Origin of the sequence: Streptomyces sp. NBC_00122 (assembly GCF_045160845.1) — a bacterium.
Lineage (GTDB): Bacteria > Actinomycetota > Actinomycetes > Streptomycetales > Streptomycetaceae > Streptomyces.
Genome location: NZ_CP108191.1, coordinates 6205055 through 6231308, shown reverse-complemented (window position 1 = coordinate 6231308; position 26254 = coordinate 6205055). Strand labels below are relative to the sequence as shown.

The following is a 26254-nucleotide window of genomic DNA, read 5'->3' as shown; positions in this document are numbered from 1 at the left end:
TCGCCCGCACGCAGCTTCGGCTTGCAGCAGGTAATACGAAATCGTATAGTCCGAAATCGTGAAGTCCGAATCCGTGCCATCTGAGTGGTCGGCCCTGCTTGCTCTGCAGCGGGCCACCCACGCCACCCTGCACGCGCTTGCCGCAGAGCTCGTCGACCTGGACCTGACCGCCTCCGAGATCAACGCACTGGCCAACCTGGCCGACGGCCGCGGCCGGACCGTGTCCGAACTCGGCGCGGCCGTGGGCACCCGCCCCACCACGCTGACCAGCGTCCTGGACCGCCTGGAACGACGCGGCCACATCACCCGCGGCGCCAGCCCGGGAGACCGCCGCAAGGTGCTCATCGCACTCACCCCGTCCGGACAGCTGACCGCCACCACGATCCGTCAGGCGATCGCCGATCTGGAGCACCGCGCGCTCGACGGCCTGCCGGCGGATGCGATCGCAGGCCTGCGCGCTGCCCTGCAAGCCCTGACGGAGGTGCCCTCATGACCGCTCACCCCCCGCACGCCGCCGACGCGCCCGACTTCGAAGCCTTGCTGGCCGAAGTAATGGCGACCGCCGAGCGGTTCGGCCACCGGGAACATGTCCATCTGACGTGGCTGGCCGTGCGGCGGGTCGGTGTGCGCGCGGCAATCGGCCTGGTCAGCGACGGCATCCAGCGCACCGCCCGCTATGCGGGGGCGCCTCAGAAGTACCACGCCACTGTCAGCCGGGCCTGGGTGGAGCTGGTCGGTCACTACGCGGCCGAACACGGCGAAGACGGCTTCACCGCGTTCGCCGACCACCATCCCGCCCTGCTCGACAAGCGACTCCTGACGGCCCGCTTCTACCGCCCGTCGACGCTGGCCTCCTCGCAGGCGAAGACGGACTGGATCGAGCCCGACCTCGCCCCTTTCCCGTCGTAGGGCGCCGGCCGAGGGCGGCCCCCGGCCGGCAGCGGTCAGGCCTTCTTGACCACGCTCGACTTGAGCTGCATGGCGCCGAATCCGTCGATCTTGCAGTCGATGTCGTGGCCGTCGACCCCGTCGACGAGGCGGATGTTGCGCACCTTGGTGCCCGCCTTGATCCCCGACGGGCTTCCCTTGACCTTGAGGGCCTTGACGACGGTCACGGTGTCGCCGTCGTTCAGCACGTTCCCGACGGCGTCCTTGATCACCCGCTCGCCGGGGGCGCTCGCGTCATCCGCCCCGGCCGCGGCCGGAACCCACTCGTGGGCGCACTCCGGGCAGACCATCAGAGCGTTCATCTCGTAGGTGTACTCACTGGAGCACTTCGGGCACGGGGGCAGGCTCGCCGTCATCAGTTCTGTCCTAGCTTGTGCGTACGCGCGGAGCACTGGAGGCACCCGCGCGCGATCAGGGAACCAGGATATCCAGATTGCAAACTTCTGCAATTCGCTACATCCTCAGGACGCCGCAGCACGGACTGATCGCAGTATCTGCAAATTGCAAAAGTCTGCAATTTCATAGATGCTATAGGCGTTGTGCCCGTAGGTAGCCGCGGGCACAGCACCAGACATGTGCCCCGCCGCTCGGGGTGGTGAGAAGGGTGCGAGACCGTGCCGGTTCCGCTGTACCAGGCCAAAGCCGAGTTCTTCCGCATGCTCGGGCACCCGGTGCGGATAAGGGTGCTGGAGCTGCTGCAGGACGGGCCGATGCCGGTACGCGGCCTGCTGGCCGCGATCGAGGTAGAGCCTTCCGCCCTGTCGCAGCAGCTCGCGGTGCTGCGCCGCTCGGGGATCGTCACCTCGGTCCGTGACGGCTCGACGGTGGTCTACGAGCTGGCGGGCGGGGACGTCGCGCAGCTGATGCGGGCGGCACGGCGCATCCTGACCGAGGTGCTGACCGGGCAGAGCGAGCTGCTGGAGGAGCTGCGCTATTCCGAGGTCCCGGCGCCGTGAGCGTGAACGCCGTGCTGACATCCGTGCTCGGCCGGGTCCGATCGGTGCTGCCTGCCCAGGCCAACTTCGCGGTCATGGGCCGCAGTCCCCGCCGGGACCTCCTGGCCGGACTGACCGTGGCGGTCGTCGCCCTCCCGCTGGCGCTCGGCTTCGGGGTCTCCTCGGGGCTGGGCGCGGAGGCCGGACTCGCCACCGCGGTGGTCGCGGGCGCTCTTGCCGCCCTGTTCGGCGGGTCGAACCTCCAGGTGTCCGGTCCGACGGGTGCGATGACCGTGGTCCTGGTGCCGATCGTGGCCCAGTACGGGCCCGGCGGTGTCCTGACCGTGGGCTTCATGGCCGGTGTCCTGCTGATCGGCCTCGCCCTCCTTCGCGCCGGGCAGTACGTGCGGTACGTGCCGGCCCCCGTGGTGGAGGGGTTCACCCTCGGTATCGCGTGCGTGATCGGCCTTCAGCAGATACCCAACGCGCTCGGGGTGGCGAAGCCCGAGGGCGAGAAGGTCCTGCTGGTGGCCTGGCGGGCGCTCGTGGATTTCGTGGCATTCCCGAACTGGACCGCGATCGGCTTCTCCCTCTCCGTCGCGGCGGTGATGCTGGTGGGGGCCCGGTGGAAGCCGACGGTCCCGTTCTCCATCGTCGCGGTGACCGCCGCGACCGTGGTCGCGAAGCTCTTCCATCTGGACGCGGCGGCCCCGATCGGGAACCTGCCCTCCGGGCTCCCCGCCCCCTCCCTCGCCTTCCTCGACGTCTCGGCACTCGGCTCCCTGCTGGCTCCCGCCGTTGCGGTGGCCGCCTTGGCAGCCCTGGAGTCGCTGCTGTCGGCCACCGTCGCGGACGGGATGACCGTGGGGCAGAAACACGATCCGGACAAGGAGCTGTTCGGGCAGGGCATCGCCAACCTCGCAGCCCCCCTGCTCGGCGGCGTACCCTCCACCGCTGCCATCGCCCGGACCGCGGTCAACGTCCGCACCGGCGCGTCCTCCCGGCTGGCCGCCCTCACCCACGCCGCCGTGCTCGCGGTGATCGTGTTCGCCGCCGCACCCCTCGTCTCGGAGATCCCCCTCGCCGCCCTGGCGGGGGTGCTGCTGGCGACGGCAATCCGGATGGTCGAGGTCGGCTCGCTCCGCGCGATGGTGAAGGCGACCCGCGCGGACGCGGTCGTACTGGTTCTGACCGCTGCGGCGACCCTGGTCCTCGACCTCGTCTACGCCGTGATCATCGGCCTCGTCGTCGCGGGGGCGCTCGCCTTGAAGGCGGTCGCGGGTCAGGCGCGGATGGAGCAGGTCGACTTCCGCCCGGACCTGCCCGGAGAGCACAGCGACGAGGAACACGCCCTCCTGGCGGAGCACATCGTCGCCTACCGCATCGACGGCCCCCTCTTCTTCGCCGGCGCCCACCGCTTCCTCCTCGAACTCTCCGAGGTCGCCGACGTGAAGGTCGTCATCCTGCGCATGTCGAGGGTGACCGCCCTGGACGCCACCGGCGCCCTCGTCCTCAAGGACGCCGTGGAGAAGCTGAACCGGCGCGGCATCGCCGTCCTCGCCTCCGGCATCCGGCCCGGCCAGCGCCAGGCCCTGGACGCCGTCGGCGCCCTGGACCTGCTGCGCCCGGAGGGCCGTGATTACGCCACCACCCCGGAGGCGATCGCCGGGGCCCGCAAACACCTGGAGCAGGCGGGGCTGCTGGCCGGTATCCGTCACCGACCGCACCGCACCCGGAAGGCCGCACGATGACCGGGTTCCGCCTGGCCCGCACCGTGACGGGGGCGGGCCTGTGAGCCTCCAAGGCCAGACGATGCCCTACCGGCACGTACTGGACGTACCCGCGATGGGCTCGGCCGTCCGCATCGCCCGCGAGACCACCGAACTCGTCCTCGTGGAGTGCGGCGTGGGGCTGCGGCATCCGAGCGTGGGCCCGGCGTTGCTGATCCTGTCCGAGCTGGTCACCAACGCCGTCCGCCACGCCGCCGCCCTTTCCCCGACCATCACGGTCACCTACGCGCACGGACCGGGGGCGTTCGCGTTCGCCGTCCACGACCGCCACCCCTACCGGCCGGCCCTCTTCGGGGCGCTCGCGAGCGCCCCGGGCAGCGGCCTGGCCATGGTGGTCGAAATGACGATGGAGCTCGGCGGCACCGCCGTCCTGCGCACCGATACGGACGGGCGCGGCAAGGCCATCTGGATCACTTTCCCCCTATGAAGCCGAGGAGCTGACCATGACGATCGAATGGCATTACACCGCCCGCCAGGACCTGGGAGTACTGTCCCTGGCGGGATATCTCGGCCCGGACGCGACGGACCGGTTCACCGGTGCCATCGGCTGGGCGGTCGCCCGGGGCACCGGTCCGGTCATCTTGGACCTGACCGGGCTGCTGGGCTGGTCGGCCGGCGGGCAGATCGCCGTCGCCCAGGCCGCACGCCGCCTCGCCGGACACGGTCGCCGCCTGGAACTCGCGGCCATACCCGCGGACGGCTCCCTCGTCCCCGACGCCACCTGCCCGCCCGTCCCCGTCCACTGCGACCTCGCCACCGCCCTGGCCGCCCACGGCGACCACGGCACGGTCGAGCAGTGGAGCACCGATGACTGGACCGCCGCGCAGGACCCCGAGGAACCCGCCCTCGCCTGAGACCTGCACCGGCACCGACCTCTCTGGGGGGCCGAACGTCACGAACCTCGCCCACCGGGGTCCCAGGAGTTGCAGGGATCTGCAATTGTGGAGGTCACAAGGTGTGAAGAGGGGCGTGACGGATGCTCCTACGAAGGAACGGTTCCGGGTGGATGCGATGGGCAGTCAAGGCAGGAGTACCCAGGTGAGCACACCGCTGTACCAGCTCAAGGCGGAGTTCTTCAAAACGCTGGGGCACCCGGTCCGCATCCGCGTCCTGGAACTCCTGTCCGTCCGCGAGCACGCGGTCGCCGAGATGCTCCCCGAGGTCGGAGTGGAGGCCGCGAGCCTCTCCCAGCAGCTGGCCGTCCTGCGCAAGGCCAACCTGGTGGTCACCCGCCGCGAAGGCTCCAACGTCTACTACAGCCTCACCCACCCCCAGATCGCTGAACTGCTGCGGGTCGCCAGAGGCATCCTTTCCGGCGTCCTCCAAGGCCAGGCCGAACTCCTGGCGGACCTCCGCGCCACCGGCCACCCCTAGGGTCTGTCGTCGGACGGTGCGGTCCACTGGGTCCGGCCCCGCGTGCGGCGGTCCGCCCGGCGAGACCTTGAGCGCGCCGGTGTCACCGGCGCGGGAAGCACGTCAGTCTGCTTCGTGCCGCGCGAGTGACCGCCCACCGTGCGCCGCAGGACCACAGGCATCGGTCCCAGCCGCTCGCACAGCTCGGCTCGCCGCGTAGAGGGCCGACCCTGCGGGGAACACAGCAGGGTCGAGGCTCCGCGCCCCGGTGAGCTCCGGGTACAGCCGCAGCTCACACGGGAGACAGCCGAACGCCGAAATATACCCCCGGGGGTACTGATGCTACGCTCGAGATATACCCCCGGGGGTAATTCTCGCGAGAAGGAGCGACAGCGTGTTCTTCATCGACACCCTTGATCTGGAAGGGCTCGGCAACCGCAGCTACCTGGCGGGCGGTGCCCACACGGCCGTGGCGGTGGATCCGCCGCGCGACGTCGACCAGGTACTCGCCGTGGCGGCCCGGCACGGCGTACGGATCTCCCACGTCGTGGAGACGCATGTCCACAACGACTACGTCACCGGCGGCCTGGACCTGGCCCGCCTCACCGGCGCGGTCTACCACGTGCCCGCCGCGGCCCGGGTGTCCTTCGCCCGCACCCCCGTCCATGACGGCGACACCTTCGCCGTGGACGACGGAATCACGCTGCGGGCCCTGGCCACCCCCGGCCACACCCCGCACCACACCTCCTACGTACTGCAGGAACAGGGGGCAGCCGTCGCCGTGTTCACCGGGGGTTCCCTGCTGATCGGTACGGTGGGACGGCCGGACCTGGTCGAGCCCCGCCTGACCGAGGAGCTGGCCCGCGCCCAGCACGCCTCCGCGCACCGGCTGGCCGCCGAACTGCCGGACGAGACCGAGGTACTGCCCACCCACGGGTTCGGGAGCTTCTGCTCCTCCGCCCAGGCCGACGGGGACGCCACCACCATCGGCAAGGAGAAGGCGGGCAACGACGCGCTCGTCCAGGACGTCGACACCTTCGTCGCCGCCCTGTTGGCCGGGCTCGACGACGTGCCCGCGTATTACGCACACATGGGACCGACGAACGCCGCGGGGCCGACTCCGGTCGACCTCACCGCTCCCCCCGTGGCGGACGCCGCCGATATCGCGGCCCGCCTGTCCGCCGGGGAGTGGGTGGTCGACCTGCGCAACCGCATCGCCTTCGCCCAGGGCCACGTAGCGGGAACGTACAACTTCGAGGCCGACGGGAAGATCGCGGCCTACCTCGCGTGGCTGATCCCCTGGGGCAAGCCCGTCACGCTCCTCGCGGAATCCCCCGAGCAGCTGGCGAAGGCTCAGCGGGAACTGGCCCGGGTCGCAATCGACCGCCCGGCCGCCGCTGCCACCGGAGAGCCTGCCGAGTGGATCTCTGCGAACGAAGAGCTGCGGGACTTCCCACGGGCCACGTTCGCCGACCTCGCCGCCCTGGACCCCTACGAGCACCGGATCGTGCTGGACGTACGACGGGACTCCGAACGCGCGGATGGATGGATCAAGGATTCGGTGCACATCCCGATCCACCAGCTCCACCGACGCCAGGGCGAGGTGCCGACCGGAGTGGTGTGGGTCCACTGCGCGGGCGGAATGCGCGCGGGGATCGCCGCCTCCCTGCTCGACGCAGCCGGACGCGATGTCGTGGCCGTCGACGACTCCTTCGACGCCGCCCGGAGCGCGGGCCTCCCGATGGTCACCGGACCCCGTTCCGAAAACAGCTGACGACTCGCCCTCCCCGTTCCCCACGAGCGAAGGACCCGATGATGTTCCTCTTCCGACGCGGCCCCGCCCGCGTGACTCCAGCCGATGCCCACCGGCGCACCCGTGACGAGGGCGCCGTCCTGCTCGACGTACGCGAGTCGGCGGAATGGACGGCCGGGCACGCGCCCGGCGCCGTGCACGCCCCGCTCTCCGCCCTGCTGGCCGGCGCCGGCCTGCCCCCGGCTGCCGAGGGACGGCCGCTGATGGTCATCTGCCGCTCCGGGCACCGGTCCCAGCGGGCCGCGAGACTCCTGACCGGACGGGGAGCTGCGGCCGTCGACATCCAGGGCGGCATGAACGCCTGGGCCGCAGCCGGACTTCCGGTCGTCGACGACCGCGGAAACAGCGGCTCGATAGCGTGAGCACGCTCATCCTCGCCCTGATCGCGGGAGCCGTTGTCGGTCTGGCACTCGGCGCCCTGGGGGGCGGCGGCAGCGTGCTCGCGGTCCCGGCACTGATCTACCTGCTCGGATTCACCCCGGCGGCCGCCACCACCGCGTCGCTGATCATCGTCACCGCCACTTCCGCCACCGCTCTCTACACCCACGCCGCCTCCGGCAACGTCCGCTGGAGAACCGGCACCCTCTTCGCAGCCGCCGGCATCCCTCCCGCCATGGCGGCAGCCGCCCTCGCCGCACGACTGCCCGGACAGCTGCTCACCGCCGCGTTCGCAGCCGTCACGGGCCTCGCGGCCCTGCGCATGCTCAAGTCCCCCGCGTCCGAGGACGAGTTCCGCCCGGTCCGCCCCGTACGGGCCGCCGGAGCCGGCGCGGGCCTGGGCACGGTCACCGGATTCCTGGGCGTCGGCGGCGGATTCCTCGCCGTCCCCGCCCTCGTAGGAGTGCTGGGCCTGAGGATGCGGGCGGCCATCGGGACCAGCCTGCTCGTCATCACCGTCAACTCGCTCGCCGCGCTCACCGTCCGTACCGGCGGCGCCGCACCTCTGGACTGGGCGGTCGTCGCGCCCTTCACCGGGGCGGCGATCCTCGGCGCCTGGGACGGAAAGCGCCTGTCCGCCGCGATCAAGGGCCCGGCCCTGCAACGGATCTTCGCGGTCGTGCTGCTGTCCGTCGCGGCCTTCATGCTCACCGACGCGATCCGCTGACAGCGGAGCCACCCCCACGGCCACACCCCCAAGGCCACACCCCCACGCTCGCCCGGCGTCCGCACCCGGACACCGCCGACACCCATCAGGAGACAGTCCGCCATGACCTCCCCCCACGCCCTCAGCTCCGAACAGGCCCTCACCCGCCTGCACGAGCTCACCGTCCTCGACGTCCGCACTCCCGGCGAATACGCCGCAGGTCACCTGCCCGGCGCCCTGAACATCCCCCTCGATCAGATCTCACGCGCCCTCCCCGCCATCCGCCACGCCGCCGACCGCGGCGGCATCCTGGTCGTCTGCGCCTCCGGAGCACGCTCCGACAGTGCCCGCAAGACGCTCGCCGAGCACGGCATCGACACCGCCACCCTCGCCGGGGGCACCGGCGCCTGGGCCGCCGCGGGCCACGACCTCCACCGCCCCGAGCAAGCCTCGCGCGCCACGTGGGGCATGGAACGCCAGGTCCGCCTGACCGCCGGCGCCCTCGTCCTCGCGGGCCTCGGGCTCGGCCTGATCCACCCCGCTCTGCAGCTCGTGTCCGCCGCCGTCGCGGGCGGCCTGGCCTTCTCCGCCCTCACCGACAGCTGCGGCATGGCAGCCGTCCTCGCCAAGCTCCCCCACAACCGTCCGCAGCGTGGCGACATGGATGCCACACTCGCGGCCCTCCTCGACCACTGACACCGGAGACAAATACCCCCTGGGGTACCATGGGGACGAACAGCACACCAAGCAGGAGGTACCCGGTGAAGGTCGACGACGACGCGGTCAGATCAGTCCTCAACCGACTGCGCCGCGCCCAGGGGCAGCTCGCCGGCGTCATCGCCATGATCGAAGCCGGCCGCGACTGCAAGGACGTCGTCACCCAGCTCGCAGCCGTCTCCAGGGCACTCGACCGCGCGGGATTCAAGATCATCGCCAGCGGCATGCGCCAGTGCATGAACAACGCCGACGAATCCCAGGCACCCATGACCGAGGAAGAGCTCGAAAAGCTCTTCCTCACCCTGGCCTGACACCCATCCGGAAGGTGCACGCCCCGTAGTGCCGCCTTGGCGGCTCCGTGCACCTCTCTCCCGCCGTCGGCGATCACCGTGGGGTTGCCCCCCGGTGCCGCAGCAGCCGTTGCGGCGCCCTCACCAGGAGCGCAGGCTGCTGTACAGGCGGAGCCGAACCCGGCCGGGAGGTGAACGAGGGCATGGCGCACCCCGCGGGCAAGGAGCGCAGCACGGCGGTGCTGGATGTGCGGGGCATGGTGTGCGCGAGCCAGCAGGGCACCGTCGCGGCCGTACTCGGCCGCCGACCCGGCGTGCTCGACGTCGAGGTCAACCCCGTGGCGCAGTCGGCCACAGTCGTCTTCGACCCGCGGCGGACCTCACTCGCCGAGCTGCGCGACTGGGTGACCGAATGCGGTTACCACTGCGTCGGCCAGTCGGTTCCCTCGCACATCTGTGATCCGATGCAGGAACCGGACCCGCCCGGTTCCACGGCTGCGCCGGAGCGCCCTCGCACGACGCCCGTGACGGCGGCAGGCACGCGTTCGCCCGACGAGGCGAAGGAATACGGCGGGCACGGCGGGCACGGCGAGATGTCGATGGCCGCGATGGTCACCGACATGCGGAACCGCTTCCTTGTCGCGGTGGCGTTCTCCGTCCCGATCGTGGTCTGGTCGCCGATCGGCGAGGAGGTCTTCGGCTGGCACGCGCCCGTTCCGTTCGGCTTGCGCCAGGACGTGTGGGCACTGTTGCTGAGCCTGCCGGTGATCTTCTACTCGTGCTCGATCTTCTTCGTGGGCGCTGTCCGGGCCCTGCGTGCCCGTACGTTGGACATGATGGTGCTCGTGGCGGTCGCCGTCGGTGCCGGCTGGCTGTACTCCCTCGTCGTCACCCTCACCGGGGGCGGGGACGTCTTCTACGAGGCGGCCACCGTGCTGGCCTCCTTCGTCCTGCTGGGCCACTGGTTCGAGATGCGTGCCCGCGGCGGCGCCAACGATGCCGTTCGCACGCTCCTGGACCTTGCCCCGTCGAAGGCCGTGGTTCTTCGGGACGGCCGGCCCGTGGAAGTCGCCACCGCCGAGGTCCTCGTCGGGGATCTGCTGCTCGTACGCCCCGGTACGAAGATCGCCGCGGACGGGGTCGTGGAGGAGGGCGAGAGCGAGGTCGACGAGTCGACCGTGACCGGGGAGAGCATGCCCGTGCACAAGGGCCCCGGCTCCCCGGTGGTCGGCGCCACCCTCAACGCCAACGGCACGCTGCGGGTGCGGGCGACCAGGGTCGGTGCGGACACGGCACTGGCCCAGATCGTCCAGCTCGTCCAGGAGGCCCAGAATTCCAAGGCCCCCGGCCAGCGGCTCGCCGACCGGGCCGCCTTCTGGCTCGTCCTCGTCGCGCTCGTCGGCGGCGCCCTCACCCTGTCCGTATGGCTGCTCGCCACCGACAGGCCCTTCAGCGAAGCCATGCTCTTCGCCATCACCGTGGTCGTCATCACCTGCCCGGACGCACTGGGCCTGGCCACCCCCACCGCGATCATGGTCGGGACCGGGCTGGGCGCCCGGCGGGGCGTGCTGTTCAAGAACGCCATGTCCCTCGAGGCGTCCGCGGGTGTCCGCACTGTCGTCATGGACAAGACCGGCACCCTCACCAAAGGCGAACCCGAAGTCACCGACGTGATCAGCGTCCGCGGCGGCGACGAGGACGAGGTGCTGCGGCTGATCGCGGCCGTCGAGCGGGAATCCGAGCATCCGCTGGCTGCTGCGGTCGTACGGTACGCCGCCACGCGCGGCGTCGCCGCGGCGCAGGCCCGCCACTTCGAGAACGTACCGGGCCACGGTGCGACGGCCGTGGTCGACGGCCACCGGGTCGCGGTCGGCAACCGCCGCCTGATCGAACGTGAAGGCGTCGACCTCGGGGCCCTGGGCGGCCGGCGCGAGGAGCTGGTCGCCACCGGCCGCACTGTCGTCATCGCCGCCGTCGACGGCCGGGTGGCGGCCCTGATCGGGATCGCCGACGCGCTGCGGGAGACCTCCGCCGCAGCGGTGGCCGACCTCCACAGCCTCGGCGTCGAGGTCGTCATGCTCACGGGCGACAACCGGGCGACCGCCGAACGGATCGCTCAGCGCCTGGGCATCAACACCGTCATCGCCGACGTCCTCCCCGGCGACAAGGCCGCGAAGATCAGCGAACTCCAGCAGGGCGGCCGCACGGTGGCCATGGTCGGTGACGGTGTCAACGACGCGCCCGCCCTCGCCCAAGCCGACGTGGGCATCGCGATCGGCGCCGGCACCGACGTCGCCATCGAGGCCGCCGACCTCGTCCTGATGCGCTCCGACCCCCTGGACGTCCCCACCGCCCTGCGCATCGGCCGGGGCACCCTGCGCAAGATGCGCCAGAACCTCGGCTGGGCCATCGGCTACAACGCCGTCGCCCTGCCCGTCGCCGCCGGGGTCTTCGAACCCGCCACGGGCCTGATCCTCCGCCCCGAGATCGCCGCCCTGTCCATGTCCGGGTCCAGCATCATCGTCGCCGTCAACGCGCTCGCGCTCAAACGCCTCCACCTGCCCCGCCGTGAGCAATCGGATCCAGCGGGCGGGGACGACGGCCGGGACTAGCCAACCGGCTCAGCCCCGGCGCGCCACTCTCGCTTGCGTCCCACGCCGGGAAATACGACCGGCCGCGAGTCCCTCACTCCACCACAGGTTCGCCGAGGAGATCGGTCCGACAGGGGAACAACTGGGCAACTTCCCCCAGGCGTTCACCCACCTGTCCCTCATCATGGCCGCCTTCACCCTCGACGAGGCACTCGACGCGAAGCGCAGGCGCTGACGCTTGACTCTGCGTACCCGTCCAGAGGGACAACCAAGGATGACCGCAGCCGAGTTCGCCGCGGACGAGCCGGGGATACGCCGCCTCAACCGACCCCGGCTCGTCACCGACCCGCCGCCGTACCGGCGCAGCCCCGTGCTCCGGGGGCCGATCCATCTGCACGTCGAGCAGAACAAGGGTTGACGCGGCAACCAAGGGACACCCCGTGACTTCTCCAACCCACCACTGACGCCTTCGGCGGTACGTCGTCGCGGCGGAAGAGGTCCCGGTCCTCGTCCGTGACGGTCAGCGCGGCCAGGATCTCCGCGGGGAGGCACTCGCGTGGGACGGCTTCAGTTCCGTGCCCTGGCCGCGGCCACGGCGTCCCTGATCTCTCGCGCCACGCGGGCCGCGTCGTCGGGGTTGTTCACCACATCGGTGTGGTTCATGTCGACGACGAGGACCTCGCTGGCCGAGTAGTGCTTGTGCACCCAGTCGTCGTAGCCGGACCACAGCGTCCGGTAGTACTCGACGAGGCTGTCGTCCTGCTCGAAATCGCGGCCCCGCAGCCCGATGCGGTACAGCACCGTCTCGAAGTCCGCCTTGAGGTAGACCATGAGATCGGGTGCCTTGCGGTACGGCAGGCCGTCGATCTCGCGCATCATCTCTTCGAGCAGCCCCTCGTACACCCGCATCTCGAGGGAGCTGATCCGGCCCAGATCGTGATTGACCTTGGCGAAGTACCAGTCCTCGTAGATGGACCGGTCGAGGACGTTGTCGCCCTGCTTGTACGCCTCCTTGATCGAGGCGAACCGGGTCTGCAGGAAGTAGAGCTGGAGCAGGAAGGGGTAACGCTTCGCCTGGATCTCCTCCGGGCTCGCCGTATAGAAGAGAGGAAGGATCGGATTGTCTTCCACGCTCTCGTAGAAGACCTCGCTGCCCAACTCCTTGGCGATCAGCTCGGCCACGCTCGTCTTGCCGATTCCGATCATGCCTCCGACGCAGATCACCGGCATACCTCACTTCTCCCTGGGGGTCTTCATGTTCGCGGGGGACGGCTGGGCACCCGATACCCCTGAGAGGCATGCGGGCGGTCACCCGAAGCCCCAGGACATTCATGATCAGCGCCATGGGGTCCTGAGTCCGGACCAAGGACCCGACGCAGGCCGCCCACTCGAACGGCCGGGTCGGCCGTTCCGCGGCTGCCGCATACGGCGAGCCACCGCCCCGCGGCCACCTTGAAGCCTAAATGATGATTCGCCCCACGCCTGCCAGAGCGTCGGCACCCAGCTCACCACGCCGGCCCAGCTGAGACCGCCAGCCTTGCACCCCTCGGGCCGGGGCACGTGAGCGGGGCCGGGGACGTACCGCCGGGCGCGCGTTGCCTGGCGGGTGGCCAGAGAGCGCCTGCGGGACGAGCCCCTCGGTGCTCGTCCCGCGGGCCGCGGCCGGGCCGCTACCGGGCCCGACCGCGTCGGGTGCACCGGCTGCACCGGCGGGAGTGACCCAGTCGGCGATCACCTCCGCGCGGTCAGTCGACGCCCAGCAGACGCCGCCGGTCTTCCGGACTGGATCGGAATTCCGCGCAGGCCGCCTCGTGGACGATGCGGCCCTTCTGCATGACCGCCACGTTCCGGGCGACGGAGAAGGCGAGCCCCAGGTTCTGTTCGACGAGGACCACCGTCATGCCCTGCACGCTCACCTCGCGAATGACCTCACCCACTTGCGCGACGATCGCGGGGGCGAGGCCGTCGGACGGCTCGTCGAGGAGCAGGAGACGCGGATTCCCCAGCAGGGACCGGGCGATCGCGAGCATCTGCTGTTCCCCGCCGGAGAGCTGGTCACCGCGGTGCCCGAGCCGCTCCCCCAGCCGCGGAAGCAGGTCGAGGATGCGGGCCCTCGTCCACGGGCCCCGGGTCGAACGCCTCGACGCGATCGCCAGGTGCTCCGCCACGGTCAGCGGTGCGAAGACCCGGCGCCCCTGCGGTACGACACCCACCCCGGCCCGGGCGATCACATCGACGCGGGATCCGGCGATCTCCCGCCCGCCGAGGGTGACGCTGCCTTCGTACGGCCGGACGAAACCCATGACGGTCGAGATGAGGGTGGTCTTGCCGACCCCATTGCGGCCGAGGACCGCGACGATCTCGCCTTCGTCGAGGTCGAGATCGACACCACCCAGGACCACGCCGTCGGCGTAGCCGGAGCTCAGGCTTCGAATGCTGAAGAACGGCTTCACGAGGCGCCCTCCATCGTGCCGAGGTAGGCGCTCTGGACCTCACTGGAGGCCCGCACCTCGTCCGGGGAGCCTGTTTTCAGGTGTCTGCCGAGGTGCATGACCGTCACCGTGTCGGCGAGCTCGAAGACCATGTCGAGGTCGTGTTCGATCAGGAGCACCGTCACTTCGGCAGGCAGGGCGGCGACGAGTTCGGTGAGTCGCGCCGTCTCCGCCGGAGACATCCCGGCGGCCGGCTCGTCCAGCAACAGCAGCCGGGGTTCGGTGGCCAGGGCGACGGCGACCTCCAGCTGCCGCCGTTCGCCGTGCGAGAGGGCGGCAGCCAGGACGTCGTGCCGGGTGGGCAGCCCCACCCGCGCCAGCAGCGTCCGCGCCTGCTCGACCGCCGCCGTCCGGGCACTCACCCTCCGCCAGCCGCCGAGTCCGGCACCGGCCCGGCGCAACACGGCGAGCAGGACGTTCTCCAGCACGGTCTCCCGCATGAAGAGACTGGAGTGCTGGAACGTCGCGGCGACACCGAGCCCGACCCGGCGGTCCACGGGCAGCCGGGTCACGTCCTGCCCGTCGACGAGGATCGTTCCGCCGGTCGCCGACAGCGTTCCCGAGATCAGGCCGAACAGCGTCGATTTGCCCGCGCCGTTCGGTCCGATGATCGCGTGCCTGGCACCCTGGCGCACGGTGAGATCGACCTCGTCCAAGGCCCGGAAGGAGCCGAAGTGCCGGGACACCCGGCGTAGTTCCAGTAGATCGCGTTCTGTCACGCCGTCCTCTTCCGGGGCAGCTTGAGCGGGAGCCGTACGCCGGCCAGCCCTCGGGGCAGCACGTAGACGGCGATGACGAAGAACAGTCCGAGCAGCAGCGGCCCGCGTCCCGCGACGGCTTCGAGGTTTCCGAGGTAGTCGCGGGTGAGCCAGACGAGCGCGGCTCCGGCACAAGCCCCCCACATCGAGCCGGAGCCGCCGATGACGACGGCGAGCAGGGCCAGCGCGGCGATCTCGAATCCCGCGTCGCCGGGCGAGACGAACCGCTGCACCGACACCCACAGGCCGCCGGCGACGCCGGCCAGCGCACCGGCGCCGCAGTAGACGGCCAGGGCGTACCGTCGGGTGGGGTACCCGATCGCGCTCATGCGGCGTTCGTTGTCGCGGATCCCGCGCAGGGCAAGGGCGAACGGTGTCGAGCCCAGGCGGGAGACGGCCGCGAAGAGCACCAGGAACACGGCCAGGACGTAGAAGTACACCAGCCCGTCGAGCTCCAGCGCGGACATGCCCGGCAGCGGTACGACGGGCGGGATGCCGGACACGCCGTCGGTGCCGTTCGTCAGCGACTTCCAGTTGACGGCGGCACTGTAGGCGATTTCGCCGATGGCCAGCGTCAGCATCAGGAACACCACGCCCCGGGCCCGCACCGCCAGCCATCCCGTGGGCACGGCCACCAGCGCGGAGACTCCGGCGGCGATGAGCAGTTGGAGTACCCCCACGTCGGTGAGCCGCGTCGCGACGATGGCCGCCGTATAGGCGCCGACGCCGAAGTAGGCCGACTGGCCGAGGGTCGGCAGTCCGGTCAGGCCGGTGAGCAGGTTCACGCTGATCGCGAGTAGGGCGAACACCAGGATCCGCGACAGGGTGCCGATGGCGTACGGGCCCAGGACGAAGGGGGCCGCCGCGAGCCCGAGGGCGAGGGCGGTCATGGACAGCCGCCGTGCGGCGGATCCGTCGGATCCGGACGGGCTCATGCGCGCACCCCCGACGGGACCAGGCCGTGCGGGCGGATGACGAGCACGGCGAGCATGGTGCCGAAGAGCAGGAAGGGGGCGTACTCCGGGAGCAGCGCCACCCCGAGTGTCTGCACCTGGCCGATGAGGAGCGCGCCGGCGAGCGCACCGCGCACGGATCCGAGACCGCCCACGACCACGACGACGAGCGAGAGGACGAGGACGGTCTCGTCGACACCCGGGCCGGGACCCAGGATCGGCGCCCCGAGGACACCGCCCACCACGGCCAGTGCCGCGCCGAGCGCGAAGACCCCGTAGAGCACCTTGCGTATGTCCACGCCCAGCGCGCGGACCATGTCCCGGTCCGCGACGGTGGCCCGTACCAGCGCTCCGAGCGAGCTGCGCTCGAACACGAGGTACACGGCGGCGGCGAGGCCGGTCGCGACGCCGATGAACACGAGCCGGTAGACCGGATAGGCATGGCCGAGGAGGTCCACCGTCCCGCGCAGTGAGGTCGGCGGGTCGGTGGGCAGCACCTCGCCGCCGAAAGCCGCGGCGAGGAGATCGGCGACGATGAAGGTGATGCCGAGCGTCAGCACGGCCTGGTCGAGGTGCCCGCGCCGGGCCAGTGGCTGGGTGAGGAACGTCAGCGCCGCTCCGCCCAGGGCGCCCACGAGGACGCCGGCCGCCAGCGCGAGGAGCAGGCCCCGAAGGGTCCCGTCGGACAGGGCGTATGCGACGTAGGCCCCGGCGAGGTAGAGCGTGCCGTGAGCCAGGTTGAGCACGTCCATCATGCCGAAGACCAGGGAGAGGCCGACCGCGATCGTGAACAGCAGCAGACCGAAGGCGACCCCGTCGATGACGCTGACGAAGTTGCCGTCCAACCATCCGTACATGTCAGCCGCCCAGCCGGACGAGCTCGGAACTGACGCTATTGGCCCCCTGCTTGACCTCGCGCAGGTACCAGGTCTGGACGGGCGTGCCGCCGCTGTTGAACCGCCAGGTGCCGCGCGGGCTGTCGATGTCCCCCACCCCGGCGATGGCGGCGTTGACCGTCTCCGGGGTCACCGTGTCACCAGCGGCCTTGATCGCCCGGTCGAGCACCTGCGCCGCGTCCCATGAAGCCATCGCGTACGTGGTCGGGGCGGCGCCGTAGGCGGACGTGTATGCCGGGGCGAACTGCTTGTTGGCCGTGTTGTCCAGGTCCGCGCCGTAGTTGAGTGAGGTGAGGATGCCCTCGGCCGCCCCTCCCTGTCCCTTGAGCACTCCGCCCTCGGTGAGGAAGCCGGGCGCGTAGAGCGGGATCTTGCCGGCCAGACCGAAGTCCCGGTACTGCTTGACGAAGTCGACGGCCGCGCCGCCGGCGTAGAAGCAGAAGACGGCCTTGGCTCCGGACCGCTCGATCTGCGCGAGGTACGGCTGGAAGTTCTTGGTCCCCGGGAACGGCGTGTAGACCTCCTCCCCCGCGATCGTGCCGCCCGCCGGGAGGAAGGTGGACTTGAAGCCGTCCACCTCGTCCTTGCCCGCCTGATAGCCCGCGGCGATCAGGAAGACCGGGCCGCCGGCCTTCTCGGCCACGTGCTTGCCGAGCGCCTTGCCGGGTTCGTCGTTGACGTACGAGGTGCGCCAGATGTACTTGGTCCCGGTCAGGGTCGTGGGTGAGGCGTTCGATCCGACGAGCGGGACCTTGCTGCTCTCGAAGAGGTCCTTGACCCCGTTGATGGTGGCCGAGCTGACCACGCCGCTCACTGCCAGCACCCGGTCCTGCTTGACCAGCTTCTCCGCCGCCGCCTTGCCCGAGTCGGCCGTTTCCCCCTCGTCCGCGACCACGATCTCCACCTCGCGCCCGCCGAGCTTGCCGCCATGCCGTTCGACGTAGAGCTCGAAGCCCTGCTTCATGTCGTCGCCCAGCGCCTTGTAGGTCCCCGACTGCGGGACGAGGAGCCCGATCTTCACGGGGCCGTTCTGCTTGTCGCCGTCGCCTGTCCCGAGGCTGGCGCCACCACATGCCGTGGCCAGGAAGAGGGCTGCCGTCGTCACGGCGATCAGACCAACGGGACGAAATCGACCTGCCATGGAAACTCCGTACGTTGTCAACCGGCCCTGGAGGGCCGGATGTTGCCGATGGGGCTCGTTGAGGGATCCCGGAGGAGGGGCCGGCTCACAGGGGGGCCTGGCTGCCGCGCGTTTCCTCGCCGCCCGGACGGGCTCGAAGCGAGAGCCGCTGCCTGGGCGAGCACGCTGACCGCCCCGCAGGGATTTCGAAGGTGACACGTGTCTATCGCGCACAATCGACGTACGTCAAGAGTTCACGATATTTCTGATCCCACCGGAACCGCACCCCTTGACCCCGCCCCAGAACATGGCGCAATACTGACGCCCGTCGCAATCACGCTATGCCATTTGGGCGACGGGCTCTTGATCAGTCAGGGAGTGAAGCAACATGACCGACGATCCATCGCGGCGCAGCATCCTCAAGAACAGCGGGCTGTTGGCCGGTGCCGCGCTGCTCTCCGGCGTGCCGGGCGCGGGCGCGGCGCAGGCCGCCCCGCACGCAGCAGCGTCCTCGCCCGTGGTGGAGGCGCCCGCGGGCCGACTGCGCGGAAGCACGGAAGGGGACCTCAACGTCTTCAAGGGCGTGCCCTACGCGGCGCCGCCCGTCGGCGCCCTTCGATGGCGGCCGGCTCAGCCCCATCCCGGCTGGCAGGGGACGCTCGATGCGACCGCCTTCGGGCCGAGCGCACCGCAGCCCTACCGGGAAGGCGGCGACCAGGTGCTCGGAACGCACGGCTCACCGCCCTTCGACGAGGACTGCCTCACGCTCAACGTCTGGGCACCCCGAACCGGCGGCGCCAAGCGGCCGGTGATGGTGTGGATCCACGGCGGCGGCTTCATCTCCGGATCCGGCTCGATGCCCAACTACTCCGGTGAGACCTTCGCACGCAATGGCGACCTCGTGGTCGTGACCATCAACTACCGCCTCGGTCCACTGGGTTACCTCTACTTCGGGGAGGAGGGCGCCGGCGGGAACTTCTGGCTCACCGACCAACTCGCCGCGCTGAACTGGGTACGGGACAACATCGCTGCCTTCGGCGGCGACCCGGAGAACATCACCGTCGCCGGACAGTCCGGGGGTGCGCTGTCGGTCGCGGCGCTGGCCGGTGCCCGGACCAAGGGCCGCCCGCTGTTCCGGCGCGCGATCCTGCAGAGCCCGCCGCTCGGACTGAAGATCCCCACCCGCGCCGAGTCCCTGCAGCGCACCGCGACCTTCCTGGACGTCGTCGGAGCCAAGAACGTGGCGGAGCTCCGGACCGTACCCTGGCCGCGCCTGATCGCCGCCACCTTCGAGATGTTCGGGCGCACCGGACAGTGGGGGTACTGGTCGACCCCGTTCCTGCCGGTGCTCGACGAGGTCGCACTGGACCGCAACCCGGCCGACCTGCTGCTCAGCGATGCCGGGGCGGACATCGAGGTCCTGATCGGCTGGACCAGGGAGGAGGCGAACTTCGCCTTCGCCCTCAGCGAGCCGTACGCCGCGGCGACCAAGGACCAGGTGCTCGCCAGAGCCCGGAACACCTTCGGAAGCCGGGCGGCCCAGGCCTACACCGCCTACGAGGAGGCCCGCCCGGGCGCCCGTCCGCTGGACGTGCTCATGGACCTGATCACCGACGACCTGTTCCGCATGCCCTGCGTGGCGCTGGCCGAACGGCGGGCGGCCCGTGGACGTCCGGTCTGGGCGTACCAGTTCAACCTCCCGACGCCCGCCCACAACGGTCAACTCGCGGCCGCGCACTGCCTGGAGTTGCCGTTCGTGTTCAACAACTTCGACAAGTGGTCGCAGGCGCCCTTCCTGGCCGGGCTGGGCCCAAGGGTCCGTGACGGTCTCGCCGCGACCATGCACGCGTCCTGGATCTCCTTCATCCGCACCGGCGACCCGAACCACCAGCCCATGCCGCAGTGGGATCGCTACGGCCGGGACTCCCGCACGACGATGACCCTCGACTCGGTCACCACCGCCACCGCGGACATCGCCGGCTACTGGCGCCGCCTGCACCATCCGGCGGTGCCGTAGGCCACACCGCCGCCCTGCGGCGACAACGCGGCGTCCTGTCAGAGGTGCTGAAGGACGGCGGAGGTGAATTCGGCGGTGGAGGCGCAGCCGCCGAGATCGCGCGTGCGCACCGGAGTGGTGGCCAGGACACGGGCGATGGCGTCGGTGACGTCGGCCGCGGCCCCGGGGTGCAGAACGGCATGGTGTGCACGATGCCGTTGGACTTCGTCGCCGACGTCAGGGTGCCGCCGCGCCGTTCGGCGAGGCGGAAGGCGAAGTCGAGGACCCGGGTCACCCCCGCCCGAGTGAACACGGCTTGCTGGACGGCCATTTCATCGGGCCGCCCGCGGTTCGTCCGACCGCCGATCTCGCTGTACTCCCCTTCGGTGTTCTCCCGGACGACCACGAAGTCCACCTCGCCGGGCATGGCCGCGCGTACGGGGCCGGGAAGGCCGTCGAACACGCGGATGGGGCGGAGGTTGACGTACTGGCCGAAGGCCCGGCGGATCGGGATGAGCAGCCCCCACAGGGAGACGTGGTCCGGCACACCTGGGTAGCCGACGGCGCCGAGCAGGATCGCGTCATGACGGCGGAGCTGCTCCGGTCCGTCCTCGGGCATCATCGATCCGTGGCGGAGGTAGCGCTCGCAGGACCAGTCGAACTGCTCGTAGGTGAAAGTGATGCCGTGGCGCTTCCCGACGGTATCGAGGACCTGGCGTGCCGCCGGGAGGACTTCGGTGCCGATGCCGTCACCAGGGATGAGGGCGATGCCGTGGTTCGTCATGGGTCGCATTCCAGCAATCGGGCGCCGTCCGGGTCCAACACCTATCCCCGATCTGACTCATAGGCCGTTCCTATGTGCCGGTGGGACGGGCGATCTCCAGGAAGGCACGGGCAGCCGGCGTCAGCTGCGCCTTGCGGCTCACCAGGACGTTGTGCTGGACGCAGGCCGGTTCCAGGTCGAGTACGAGGGCTCCCGCCCGCTCGGACAGGTCGGCCCAGGATTCCGTCACCACCGCCAGTCCGACACCCCTGAGCATCAGGGGCAGGAAGGCCATGCGGTGTTCGGTCTCCACCGCGATGCGGACGTCGATGCCCTGGGCTTTCAGGTCGTCGACGTAAGCGCGGATCCCGGTCCCCCGCTGCCCGACGATTAGCCGGTGCCCTTCGAGCTGTTCGCGTCGAACTGCCCGGCCGGCCGGGAACGGGCCGTCCGGCGGTGTGACCAGAACGAGCCGGTGATCTCCGACATGGTGCGGGACGACGTCCGCGTTCGGCAGCGGCGACGAGGTGGTCAGAAGTCCTAGTTCGCAGCCTCCCGTGCGCACCATCTCGACCACGTCCTCGCGGGTGAGGGCTACGCGCAGGCTGAGCGACACCGCCGGATGGCGCTCGGTGAAGCGCTGGATCATGGCGCTGAGGGGCTCGATCGTGGGTGAGGCCATCGCGGCGATCTCCGGGCGCCCGGCGCGCAGTTCGCGGACGGCGCCGACGCCGGCCCTGGCCAGCTCCAGGGCGTGCAGGGCTTCGCGTGCCGGCGGAACCAGCGCGGCGCCGGCCTCGGTGAGGACCACCTTCCTGCCCACCCGGTGGAACAGGCTGCTGCCCAGTTCGCTCTCCAGGACCTGGATGGCCTGCGACAGGGACGGCTGGGAATACGTAGAGTGCCGCCGCCGCGCGGTTGAAACCGCCGTGGTCCACGATGGCGAGGAAGTACGTCAGCTGCCGGAAGTCCCCGGTTCAGCGTAGGCCGTCCGCGACGAACCGCACGCTCCCGTCACCGCCGCTCCGGAGCAGGCCGGCCGACGCCGCCACGACGCACCGGGCCGTCGGCCGAGCTCACCCCCGTGAAGCTCGACCCCGACCCGGCCGACGCCGCCACCACTCGCCCTCGACACTTCAGTGGCGACGAAGCATTGGTAACGTACACCAGAGTGACTGTCCGGCGTCAACCAAAGTGTTGCCGGTGCCAGCCCGAAGGGCTTCGAGAAACACTGTGGTGGGCAAAGGCTCGGCATCACGCCAAGGAGGTCGTGTACGTGGAGGATGACCAGTCGCCCACCTTCGCCCAACTCCTGGACCACCTCTTCCGCGAGGTGCACCCCCCTTCCCGGGGGCCCTACACCTACGCGGAGGTCGCCGAGGGAATCCGCAAGGCCGCGACCGGCGAGGGGCGCGGGGTGACGGCGAGTGCCATCCAGCAACTGCGCACCGGCACCAAGCGGAACCCGACGCGACACACCATCAAGGCCCTGGCCGACTTCTTCGGCGTACCGGCGGGCTACTTCGTCGACAGCGCGGCGGCCGAACGCACCAGGGCGGAGATCGACCTCCTCGCCGCCATGCGCGATCAGGGCGTCCGCAAGGTGGCCCTGCGCGCCAACGGCCTGAGCGTCGACAGCCTGAAGATGCTGTCCACCGTGATCGAACAGGCCCGGAAACTCGAAGGACTCACCACCGACGACTCCGCACAGGACCTCGACCTGGACGACTGAACCGCGCACCGGGCGGCGATCACACGGCTCCCCGCCCCAGACACGACACCCCCCTGTGGTCGCTCATCGGCAGGGGGGCATCGGGCGTTTCCCGGCACAAGCCCGATATCCCGAGCCGCACGGCCCGACCGCGGCGGCACCCCGCCCTCGAAACGCAGTCGCGAACATGTCAGCATTGGGGCGCGCGTACCGGGCTTCCGGGGAGAGGTTCGCCCCGGCCGACCACCCCGACCGGCGTCACCAGAGTGAGGACATGGACCTTGAGCAGCTTCGCGCCACGTGTGAGGCGCGCGTCGAGGCACTTCGACTCCCGCATCGCTTCAGCACCCGCGACCTCCGCGACGCCGTGGCCGAACAACGCGGACGCCCCATCATCCTGCGCCCGCTGAGCACCCTGGGCGCCATGGACGCCCCGTGCGGCATCCGCCTGGAGACCCCGGACGCCGACCTGTTGTTCTACGAGGAGGCCACCTCCGCCCTCCACCAGAACCACATCCTCGCCCACGAGATCAGCCACATCATCTGCGACCACCCCGGCAGCCTGGAACTGGACCAGGACGCCCTGCACGCGATCGGGTTCAACCCCACCCTCGTCCAGCGCATGTCCGGCCGGACCAGCTACACCAGCGAGGACGAACGCGAGGCCGAGGTGATGGCCAGCGTGATCCGACAACTCATGTACCGGGGACGCGAAGGCCCGTCGAGCCGGCCCGCCAGCGGCGCCGAGAGCTGGGACGCACTGTTCGCCGAGCCGCACAGGAAGAAGCGCCACCGGAAATGATCAACATCCTCTTCACGGGCACGGCCGTCGTGCTGCTGTGCTTCGCCGCCTACTGGGTGCGCGGACGCGGCGGGCACCGCCCCACGGGCACCTGGGCGGTGGCGGCGCTGCTGACCTCGTTCGCCCTCGCCTTCGCCTCCTACGCCCCCGCCGTGGAGCGCGCGGTCGAATCGGTGGTCCCCCACGTCGCCCGACTCCTCAGCAACACCTTCACCCTGACGGCGGCCACCTCGGTCCTCGCCTTCCTCTTCCAGCTCAATCTGGACCGCGAACGGGCCCACCGGCAGATCCGACTGCGCGTCATCGCCCTCGCGCTCTCCGTCGCCGGCATGACCGCCTTCTTCGTCGCCGAACAACTCACCGGACGCAACCCGGCGTTGTACGCGTGCTACGTGCTCATCTACATCTCCTACCTGGGGTACACGGCCAAGGACTTCCTGCTGCAGACCTGGGCCCAGTCCACGCGCTCGACCCGCCGCAGTCAGCGCTGGGGCCTGCGCACGACCTCGGTGGGCTGTGGTTTCGCCCTCGTCTACGTCGCGTACAAGCTCTTCGCCCTGGTCTCCATCGGCCTCGGTCTGGGGCTCGTCCCCGACCACGCCCGGTGCTCGACGCCGCTGACGCCCTTCCGCTGCACGTTCAGCGTGACCGCGCCCGCCGTCGCCGTGCTCCTCATCACCGTCGGACTCACCCTCCCCGCCCTGCTGTGGCCGCTCAGCCAGCTGCGCCGCCGTCGCTGGGAACGGACCTCGTTCACCGCGCTGGAACCCCTGTGGCGGGAGGTCACCTCGGCGGTCCCCGAAGTCGTGCTCGACCCGGGCAACACCGAAGCCGACGCCCACGACCTCGACTTCCACCTCCACCGCCGCGTCATCGAGATCAACGACTGCGTGCTGGCCATGCGCCGGTACCGTCAAGCGTCGGTACGGAACGCCGCGGCCGCCGAGGTCGCCCGCCGGGGCACGGCCGGCACTCCCGAGGGCGACGCCGAGGTGGAGGCGGCGGTCATCGCCGCGGCCGTCGCCGCGAAGCATGCCGGAGCCACCCCCGAGGGCGACGAGGCCCCACCCGCCACCGGCACCGCCTCCCGCAAGGGCGACCTCCCGGCGGAGACCGCATGGCTGCTGCTCGTGGCGGACGCTTACGCGCGGCACCCGGCGCCCGAGCACGCGGGCGCGGCCTCGTGACCGCACCGCGGCAGGACCCCTTGCGCGACCCGCGCTTCTTCGCCGACCCCTACCCCACCTACGACCGGCTGCGCGAAGGCTGCCCCGTCCAACGGATCCCCACCGGCTCCGGCGGCCACCACGCGTACCTGATCACCGGCCACCCCGAGGCCCGCGAGGCGTTCACCGACCCCCGCCTGTCCAAGGACACGGCCCGCTTCTTCGCCGACCGGCCCTCGAACCGCGACCTGCACCCGGCCATCTCCCGCAACATGCTGTCGAGCGACCCTCCGGCACACACCCGCCACCGACGAGTGGCGACCCCGCTGTTCACCACCGGCCGCGTCCGGGAACTGCGCCCCTACATCACCCGGGTCGTGGACGACCTCACGGCCACGTGGCGACCGGGCACAGACATCGACCTGGTGGCGGACCTGGCGGTGCCCCTGCCGGTCACCGTCGTCTGCGAGCTGCTGGGTGTGCCGGAATCCGACCGCGTCGCGCTCGCCGGCTGGTCCCACGACCTCTTCGACGCGACCGACACCGACCGCGTCGACGCCGCGTCACACCGGATCGGCGACTACCTGACCCACCTCGTCGACACGGCCCGCGCCACCCCCGGCGAAGGCCCGCTCCACTCCCTCCTGCGCGACTGCGACGAGGGCGGCCTCGACCGGGACGAGACCGTCTCCCTGGCCGCCCTCCTCCTGGTCGCCGGGCACGAGACCACCACCCACTTCATCGGCAACGCCGTCCTGGCCCTGCTCCGGCACCCGGAGGCGTTCGACCGCCTGCGCCGGGACCCGGCCCTGGTCCCCGGCGCCCTCGACGAACTGCTCCGCTACGACTCCCCGGTGAGCGTGGCCACCTTCCGTCACAGCACGGAGGACCTGAGCGTCGGCGGGGTCGACATCCCGGCGGGCTTCCCGGTGCTCATCGCCCCCGGGGCGGCGAACCGCGACCCGGCGGGGTTCCCCGACCCGAACCACCTGAACCTCGACCGCGACGCAGGCGGCCACCTCTCCTTCGGCCACGGCATCCACCGCTGCCCGGGCGCACCCCTGGCCCGGGCCGAGGCGGAAATCGCCCTCCGCACCCTGGTGACCCGCTTCCCGAACACGCGCCTGGCCGTCCCCGCAGAATCCCTGACCTGGCGCCGAACCCGCCTCACCCGCGGCCTGACCACCCTCCCCCTCACCCTCGCCTGACCCCGACCGGAAGCGGCGCGGGATCCGAACGCACCCCGTTCATCGGCACAGTTCCGGAGTCGGCGGCCGGTGCGGACGTGTCAGCGACTTCGCGTAAGTCGGTTGCTGTCATTGGATGCTGAGCCAATCCTCGAAGAACAGTGAGAACTGGTTCAGCGCCTCTTTCCAGTGTGGGGCGACGTGGTTCTTGTCGCGTGCTTTGGGATTGATCTGCTCCCGGACCGCGAGGTAGAGCACCTTCACGACACGCTGCGACGAACGCGGACGGAATGTCGGCGCCCCCTCCAGCCGCGCCGGACCTGCCAGTGGCCGACAGGCCTCATGCCAGGCCCGGCCGGCGCCGGGGCGGCGAAAAGCTTGGCGCGCGGGGCCGACGGAACCGGGTAACGTCTTTGTCATGTTCTTCCAGACACCGATTCACGAGTGAGAGCGTGACGGGCCCCCGCTGACGCCCTTCGACGTCGCCGCACCCGTCCCCCACCGATGAATCCGTAGATCACTGCACATCACCACCGGGAGAACCCGTGACCGACAGCAAGAACATCAATAACCCCGTGGGCCAGGGCGGCGGCCAGCGCAAGAAGCTGTCCCGCGCCGAACGGCAGAACAACGGTCCGCACCGCAACCGCGACCGCCAGGGTGCCGCCGACCAGAAGGCGGAGCTGGTGCGCAAGATGCGCGAGAAGGCACGCGCAGCTGAGGCCGCCGGGCAGGCGAGCGACGACACCGCACAGAGCTGATGCCCGGCCGCCGCAGGGCGGCCCCGCACGGGGCAGGGCCCGGACCGCGACGCACGGTCCGGGCCCTGCCCCGTATCGGGGCTCCGCTGCCGTACCGGGCGCGTCCGGTCCCGCTCAGCTCTCGGCCG

General features: G+C 70.7%; 29 protein-coding genes and 1 pseudogene. 20 read left to right on the top strand and 10 right to left on the bottom strand.

Translation table 11 applies throughout. The features are described 5' to 3' along the window. Positions 1 to 58: 58 nt before the first annotated feature. The gene (locus tag OG737_RS28520; protein ID WP_405922139.1) at positions 59 to 493 is read left to right on the top strand and encodes a MarR family winged helix-turn-helix transcriptional regulator; all 435 of its coding nucleotides are present in this window, start codon (positions 59 to 61) and stop codon (positions 491 to 493) included. Continuing rightward, on the top strand, positions 490 to 909 hold the full coding sequence (locus OG737_RS28515; RefSeq protein WP_405922138.1) for a hypothetical protein: 420 nt from the start codon (positions 490 to 492) through the stop codon (positions 907 to 909). The genes OG737_RS28520 and OG737_RS28515 overlap by 4 nt, the downstream gene beginning before the upstream one ends. A gap of 35 nt (positions 910 to 944) precedes the next feature. Here OG737_RS28515 and OG737_RS28510 read toward each other — a convergent pair whose 3' ends face one another. After that, positions 945 to 1304 (bottom strand): zinc ribbon domain-containing protein YjdM, encoded by a 360-nt coding sequence (locus OG737_RS28510; protein WP_328929077.1) that lies wholly within the window; start codon positions 1302 to 1304, stop codon positions 945 to 947. Between the two features lie 258 nt (positions 1305 to 1562). On the opposite strand from OG737_RS28510, the gene OG737_RS28505 reads away from it, so the two are divergent. The 12 genes from OG737_RS28505 to OG737_RS28450 all read left to right on the top strand — a co-directional run bounded on the left by OG737_RS28505 (position 1563) and on the right by OG737_RS28450 (position 11939). Further along, on the top strand, positions 1563 to 1904 hold the full coding sequence (locus tag OG737_RS28505) for a metalloregulator ArsR/SmtB family transcription factor (RefSeq protein ID WP_328929076.1): 342 nt from the start codon (positions 1563 to 1565) through the stop codon (positions 1902 to 1904). A 74-nt stretch (positions 1905 to 1978) separates the two neighbouring features. Then, positions 1979 to 3634 (top strand): SulP family inorganic anion transporter, encoded by a 1656-nt coding sequence (locus OG737_RS28500; protein WP_405922454.1) that lies wholly within the window; start codon positions 1979 to 1981, stop codon positions 3632 to 3634. A gap of 61 nt (positions 3635 to 3695) precedes the next feature. Beyond that, positions 3696 to 4100, top strand: a complete 405-nt coding sequence (locus OG737_RS28495) for an ATP-binding protein (protein WP_405681306.1) — start codon at positions 3696 to 3698, stop codon at positions 4098 to 4100. Positions 4101 to 4116: 16 nt separating this feature from the next. Next, positions 4117 to 4527: an anti-sigma factor antagonist gene (locus tag OG737_RS28490; RefSeq protein ID WP_405922137.1), complete on the top strand. Its 411-nt coding sequence runs from the start codon at positions 4117 to 4119 to the stop codon at positions 4525 to 4527. A gap of 184 nt (positions 4528 to 4711) precedes the next feature. Continuing rightward, positions 4712 to 5047 carry a metalloregulator ArsR/SmtB family transcription factor gene (locus OG737_RS28485; protein ID WP_328929074.1) on the top strand — a complete coding sequence of 112 codons (336 nt, stop codon included), beginning with the start codon at positions 4712 to 4714 and terminating at the stop codon, positions 5045 to 5047. A 373-nt stretch (positions 5048 to 5420) separates the two neighbouring features. Further along, positions 5421 to 6800: a rhodanese-like domain-containing protein gene (locus OG737_RS28480; RefSeq protein ID WP_405922136.1), complete on the top strand. Its 1380-nt coding sequence runs from the start codon at positions 5421 to 5423 to the stop codon at positions 6798 to 6800. Between the two features lie 41 nt (positions 6801 to 6841). Further along, positions 6842 to 7201, top strand: a complete 360-nt coding sequence (locus tag OG737_RS28475) for a rhodanese-like domain-containing protein (protein WP_405677221.1) — start codon at positions 6842 to 6844, stop codon at positions 7199 to 7201. Then, the gene (locus OG737_RS28470) at positions 7198 to 7944 is read left to right on the top strand and encodes a sulfite exporter TauE/SafE family protein (protein ID WP_328929071.1); all 747 of its coding nucleotides are present in this window, start codon (positions 7198 to 7200) and stop codon (positions 7942 to 7944) included. The genes OG737_RS28475 and OG737_RS28470 overlap by 4 nt, the downstream gene beginning before the upstream one ends. 102 nt (positions 7945 to 8046) lie before the next feature. Further along, positions 8047 to 8619: a rhodanese-like domain-containing protein gene (locus tag OG737_RS28465; RefSeq protein ID WP_328929070.1), complete on the top strand. Its 573-nt coding sequence runs from the start codon at positions 8047 to 8049 to the stop codon at positions 8617 to 8619. Between the two features lie 65 nt (positions 8620 to 8684). Then, positions 8685 to 8951 carry a metal-sensitive transcriptional regulator gene (locus OG737_RS28460; RefSeq protein WP_405922135.1) on the top strand — a complete coding sequence of 89 codons (267 nt, stop codon included), beginning with the start codon at positions 8685 to 8687 and terminating at the stop codon, positions 8949 to 8951. Between the two features lie 182 nt (positions 8952 to 9133). Continuing rightward, on the top strand, positions 9134 to 11542 hold the full coding sequence (locus tag OG737_RS28455; RefSeq protein WP_405922134.1) for a heavy metal translocating P-type ATPase: 2409 nt from the start codon (positions 9134 to 9136) through the stop codon (positions 11540 to 11542). A 253-nt stretch (positions 11543 to 11795) separates the two neighbouring features. Further along, positions 11796 to 11939 carry a hypothetical protein gene (locus OG737_RS28450; RefSeq protein ID WP_405922469.1) on the top strand — a complete coding sequence of 48 codons (144 nt, stop codon included), beginning with the start codon at positions 11796 to 11798 and terminating at the stop codon, positions 11937 to 11939. A gap of 149 nt (positions 11940 to 12088) precedes the next feature. Here the strand turns inward: OG737_RS28450 and OG737_RS28445 are convergent, their stop codons facing one another. From OG737_RS28445 to OG737_RS28420, 6 genes are all read right to left on the bottom strand, one after another. Beyond that, positions 12089 to 12751 carry a deoxynucleoside kinase gene (locus OG737_RS28445; RefSeq protein ID WP_328929066.1) on the bottom strand — a complete coding sequence of 221 codons (663 nt, stop codon included), beginning with the start codon at positions 12749 to 12751 and terminating at the stop codon, positions 12089 to 12091. Positions 12752 to 13266: 515 nt separating this feature from the next. Further along, positions 13267 to 13974 carry an ABC transporter ATP-binding protein gene (locus tag OG737_RS28440; RefSeq protein WP_328929065.1) on the bottom strand — a complete coding sequence of 236 codons (708 nt, stop codon included), beginning with the start codon at positions 13972 to 13974 and terminating at the stop codon, positions 13267 to 13269. After that, entirely contained in the window at positions 13971 to 14732 is a 762-nt protein-coding gene (locus OG737_RS28435; RefSeq protein WP_328929064.1) for an ABC transporter ATP-binding protein, read from the bottom strand. The genes OG737_RS28440 and OG737_RS28435 overlap by 4 nt, the downstream gene beginning before the upstream one ends. Further along, positions 14729 to 15706, bottom strand: a complete 978-nt coding sequence (locus OG737_RS28430; RefSeq protein ID WP_328929063.1) for a branched-chain amino acid ABC transporter permease — start codon at positions 15704 to 15706, stop codon at positions 14729 to 14731. Before OG737_RS28430 ends, OG737_RS28435 begins: the two co-directional genes overlap by 4 nt. After that, positions 15703 to 16581, bottom strand: a complete 879-nt coding sequence (locus OG737_RS28425) for a branched-chain amino acid ABC transporter permease (RefSeq protein WP_328929062.1) — start codon at positions 16579 to 16581, stop codon at positions 15703 to 15705. The genes OG737_RS28430 and OG737_RS28425 overlap by 4 nt, the downstream gene beginning before the upstream one ends. Before the next feature lies 1 nt (position 16582). Continuing rightward, positions 16583 to 17761: an ABC transporter substrate-binding protein gene (locus tag OG737_RS28420; protein WP_328929061.1), complete on the bottom strand. Its 1179-nt coding sequence runs from the start codon at positions 17759 to 17761 to the stop codon at positions 16583 to 16585. Between the two features lie 367 nt (positions 17762 to 18128). Between OG737_RS28420 and OG737_RS28415 the strand changes: the two genes are divergently transcribed. Further along, complete coding sequence (locus OG737_RS28415) at positions 18129 to 19757, top strand: carboxylesterase/lipase family protein (RefSeq protein ID WP_405922133.1); 1629 nt, start codon at positions 18129 to 18131, stop codon at positions 19755 to 19757. A gap of 172 nt (positions 19758 to 19929) precedes the next feature. Here the strand turns inward: OG737_RS28415 and OG737_RS28410 are convergent. Both OG737_RS28410 and OG737_RS28405 read right to left on the bottom strand, forming a co-directional pair. Continuing rightward, positions 19930 to 20520: pseudogene (locus OG737_RS28410) on the bottom strand (isocitrate/isopropylmalate family dehydrogenase); the annotation flags it as partial. Positions 20521 to 20590: 70 nt separating this feature from the next. Beyond that, positions 20591 to 21322: a substrate-binding domain-containing protein gene (locus OG737_RS28405; protein ID WP_328929059.1), complete on the bottom strand. Its 732-nt coding sequence runs from the start codon at positions 21320 to 21322 to the stop codon at positions 20591 to 20593. Positions 21323 to 21775: 453 nt separating this feature from the next. Here OG737_RS28405 and OG737_RS28400 point away from each other — a divergent pair, with 453 nt between their 5' ends. The 4 genes from OG737_RS28400 (at position 21776) to OG737_RS28385 (ending at position 25386) form a co-directional block, all read left to right on the top strand. Beyond that, a complete protein-coding gene (locus OG737_RS28400; RefSeq protein WP_328929058.1) occupies positions 21776 to 22231 on the top strand; it encodes a helix-turn-helix transcriptional regulator in 456 nt (151 codons plus the stop codon). A gap of 253 nt (positions 22232 to 22484) precedes the next feature. Then, the gene (locus tag OG737_RS28395) at positions 22485 to 23012 is read left to right on the top strand and encodes a regulator component (protein WP_328929057.1); all 528 of its coding nucleotides are present in this window, start codon (positions 22485 to 22487) and stop codon (positions 23010 to 23012) included. Then, positions 23009 to 24199, top strand: a complete 1191-nt coding sequence (locus OG737_RS28390; RefSeq protein ID WP_405922132.1) for an MAB_1171c family putative transporter — start codon at positions 23009 to 23011, stop codon at positions 24197 to 24199. Before OG737_RS28395 ends, OG737_RS28390 begins: the two co-directional genes overlap by 4 nt. Beyond that, the gene (locus tag OG737_RS28385) at positions 24196 to 25386 is read left to right on the top strand and encodes a cytochrome P450 (RefSeq protein ID WP_405922131.1); all 1191 of its coding nucleotides are present in this window, start codon (positions 24196 to 24198) and stop codon (positions 25384 to 25386) included. Before OG737_RS28390 ends, OG737_RS28385 begins: the two co-directional genes overlap by 4 nt. A 108-nt stretch (positions 25387 to 25494) precedes the next feature. Here OG737_RS28385 and OG737_RS28380 read toward each other — a convergent pair whose 3' ends face one another. Beyond that, on the bottom strand, positions 25495 to 25785 hold the full coding sequence (locus OG737_RS28380) for a hypothetical protein (protein ID WP_405922130.1): 291 nt from the start codon (positions 25783 to 25785) through the stop codon (positions 25495 to 25497). Positions 25786 to 25910: 125 nt separating this feature from the next. Between OG737_RS28380 and OG737_RS28375 the strand changes: the two genes are divergently transcribed. Continuing rightward, entirely contained in the window at positions 25911 to 26126 is a 216-nt protein-coding gene (locus OG737_RS28375; protein WP_328929053.1) for a DUF6243 family protein, read from the top strand. Positions 26127 to 26254 lie beyond the last annotated feature (128 nt).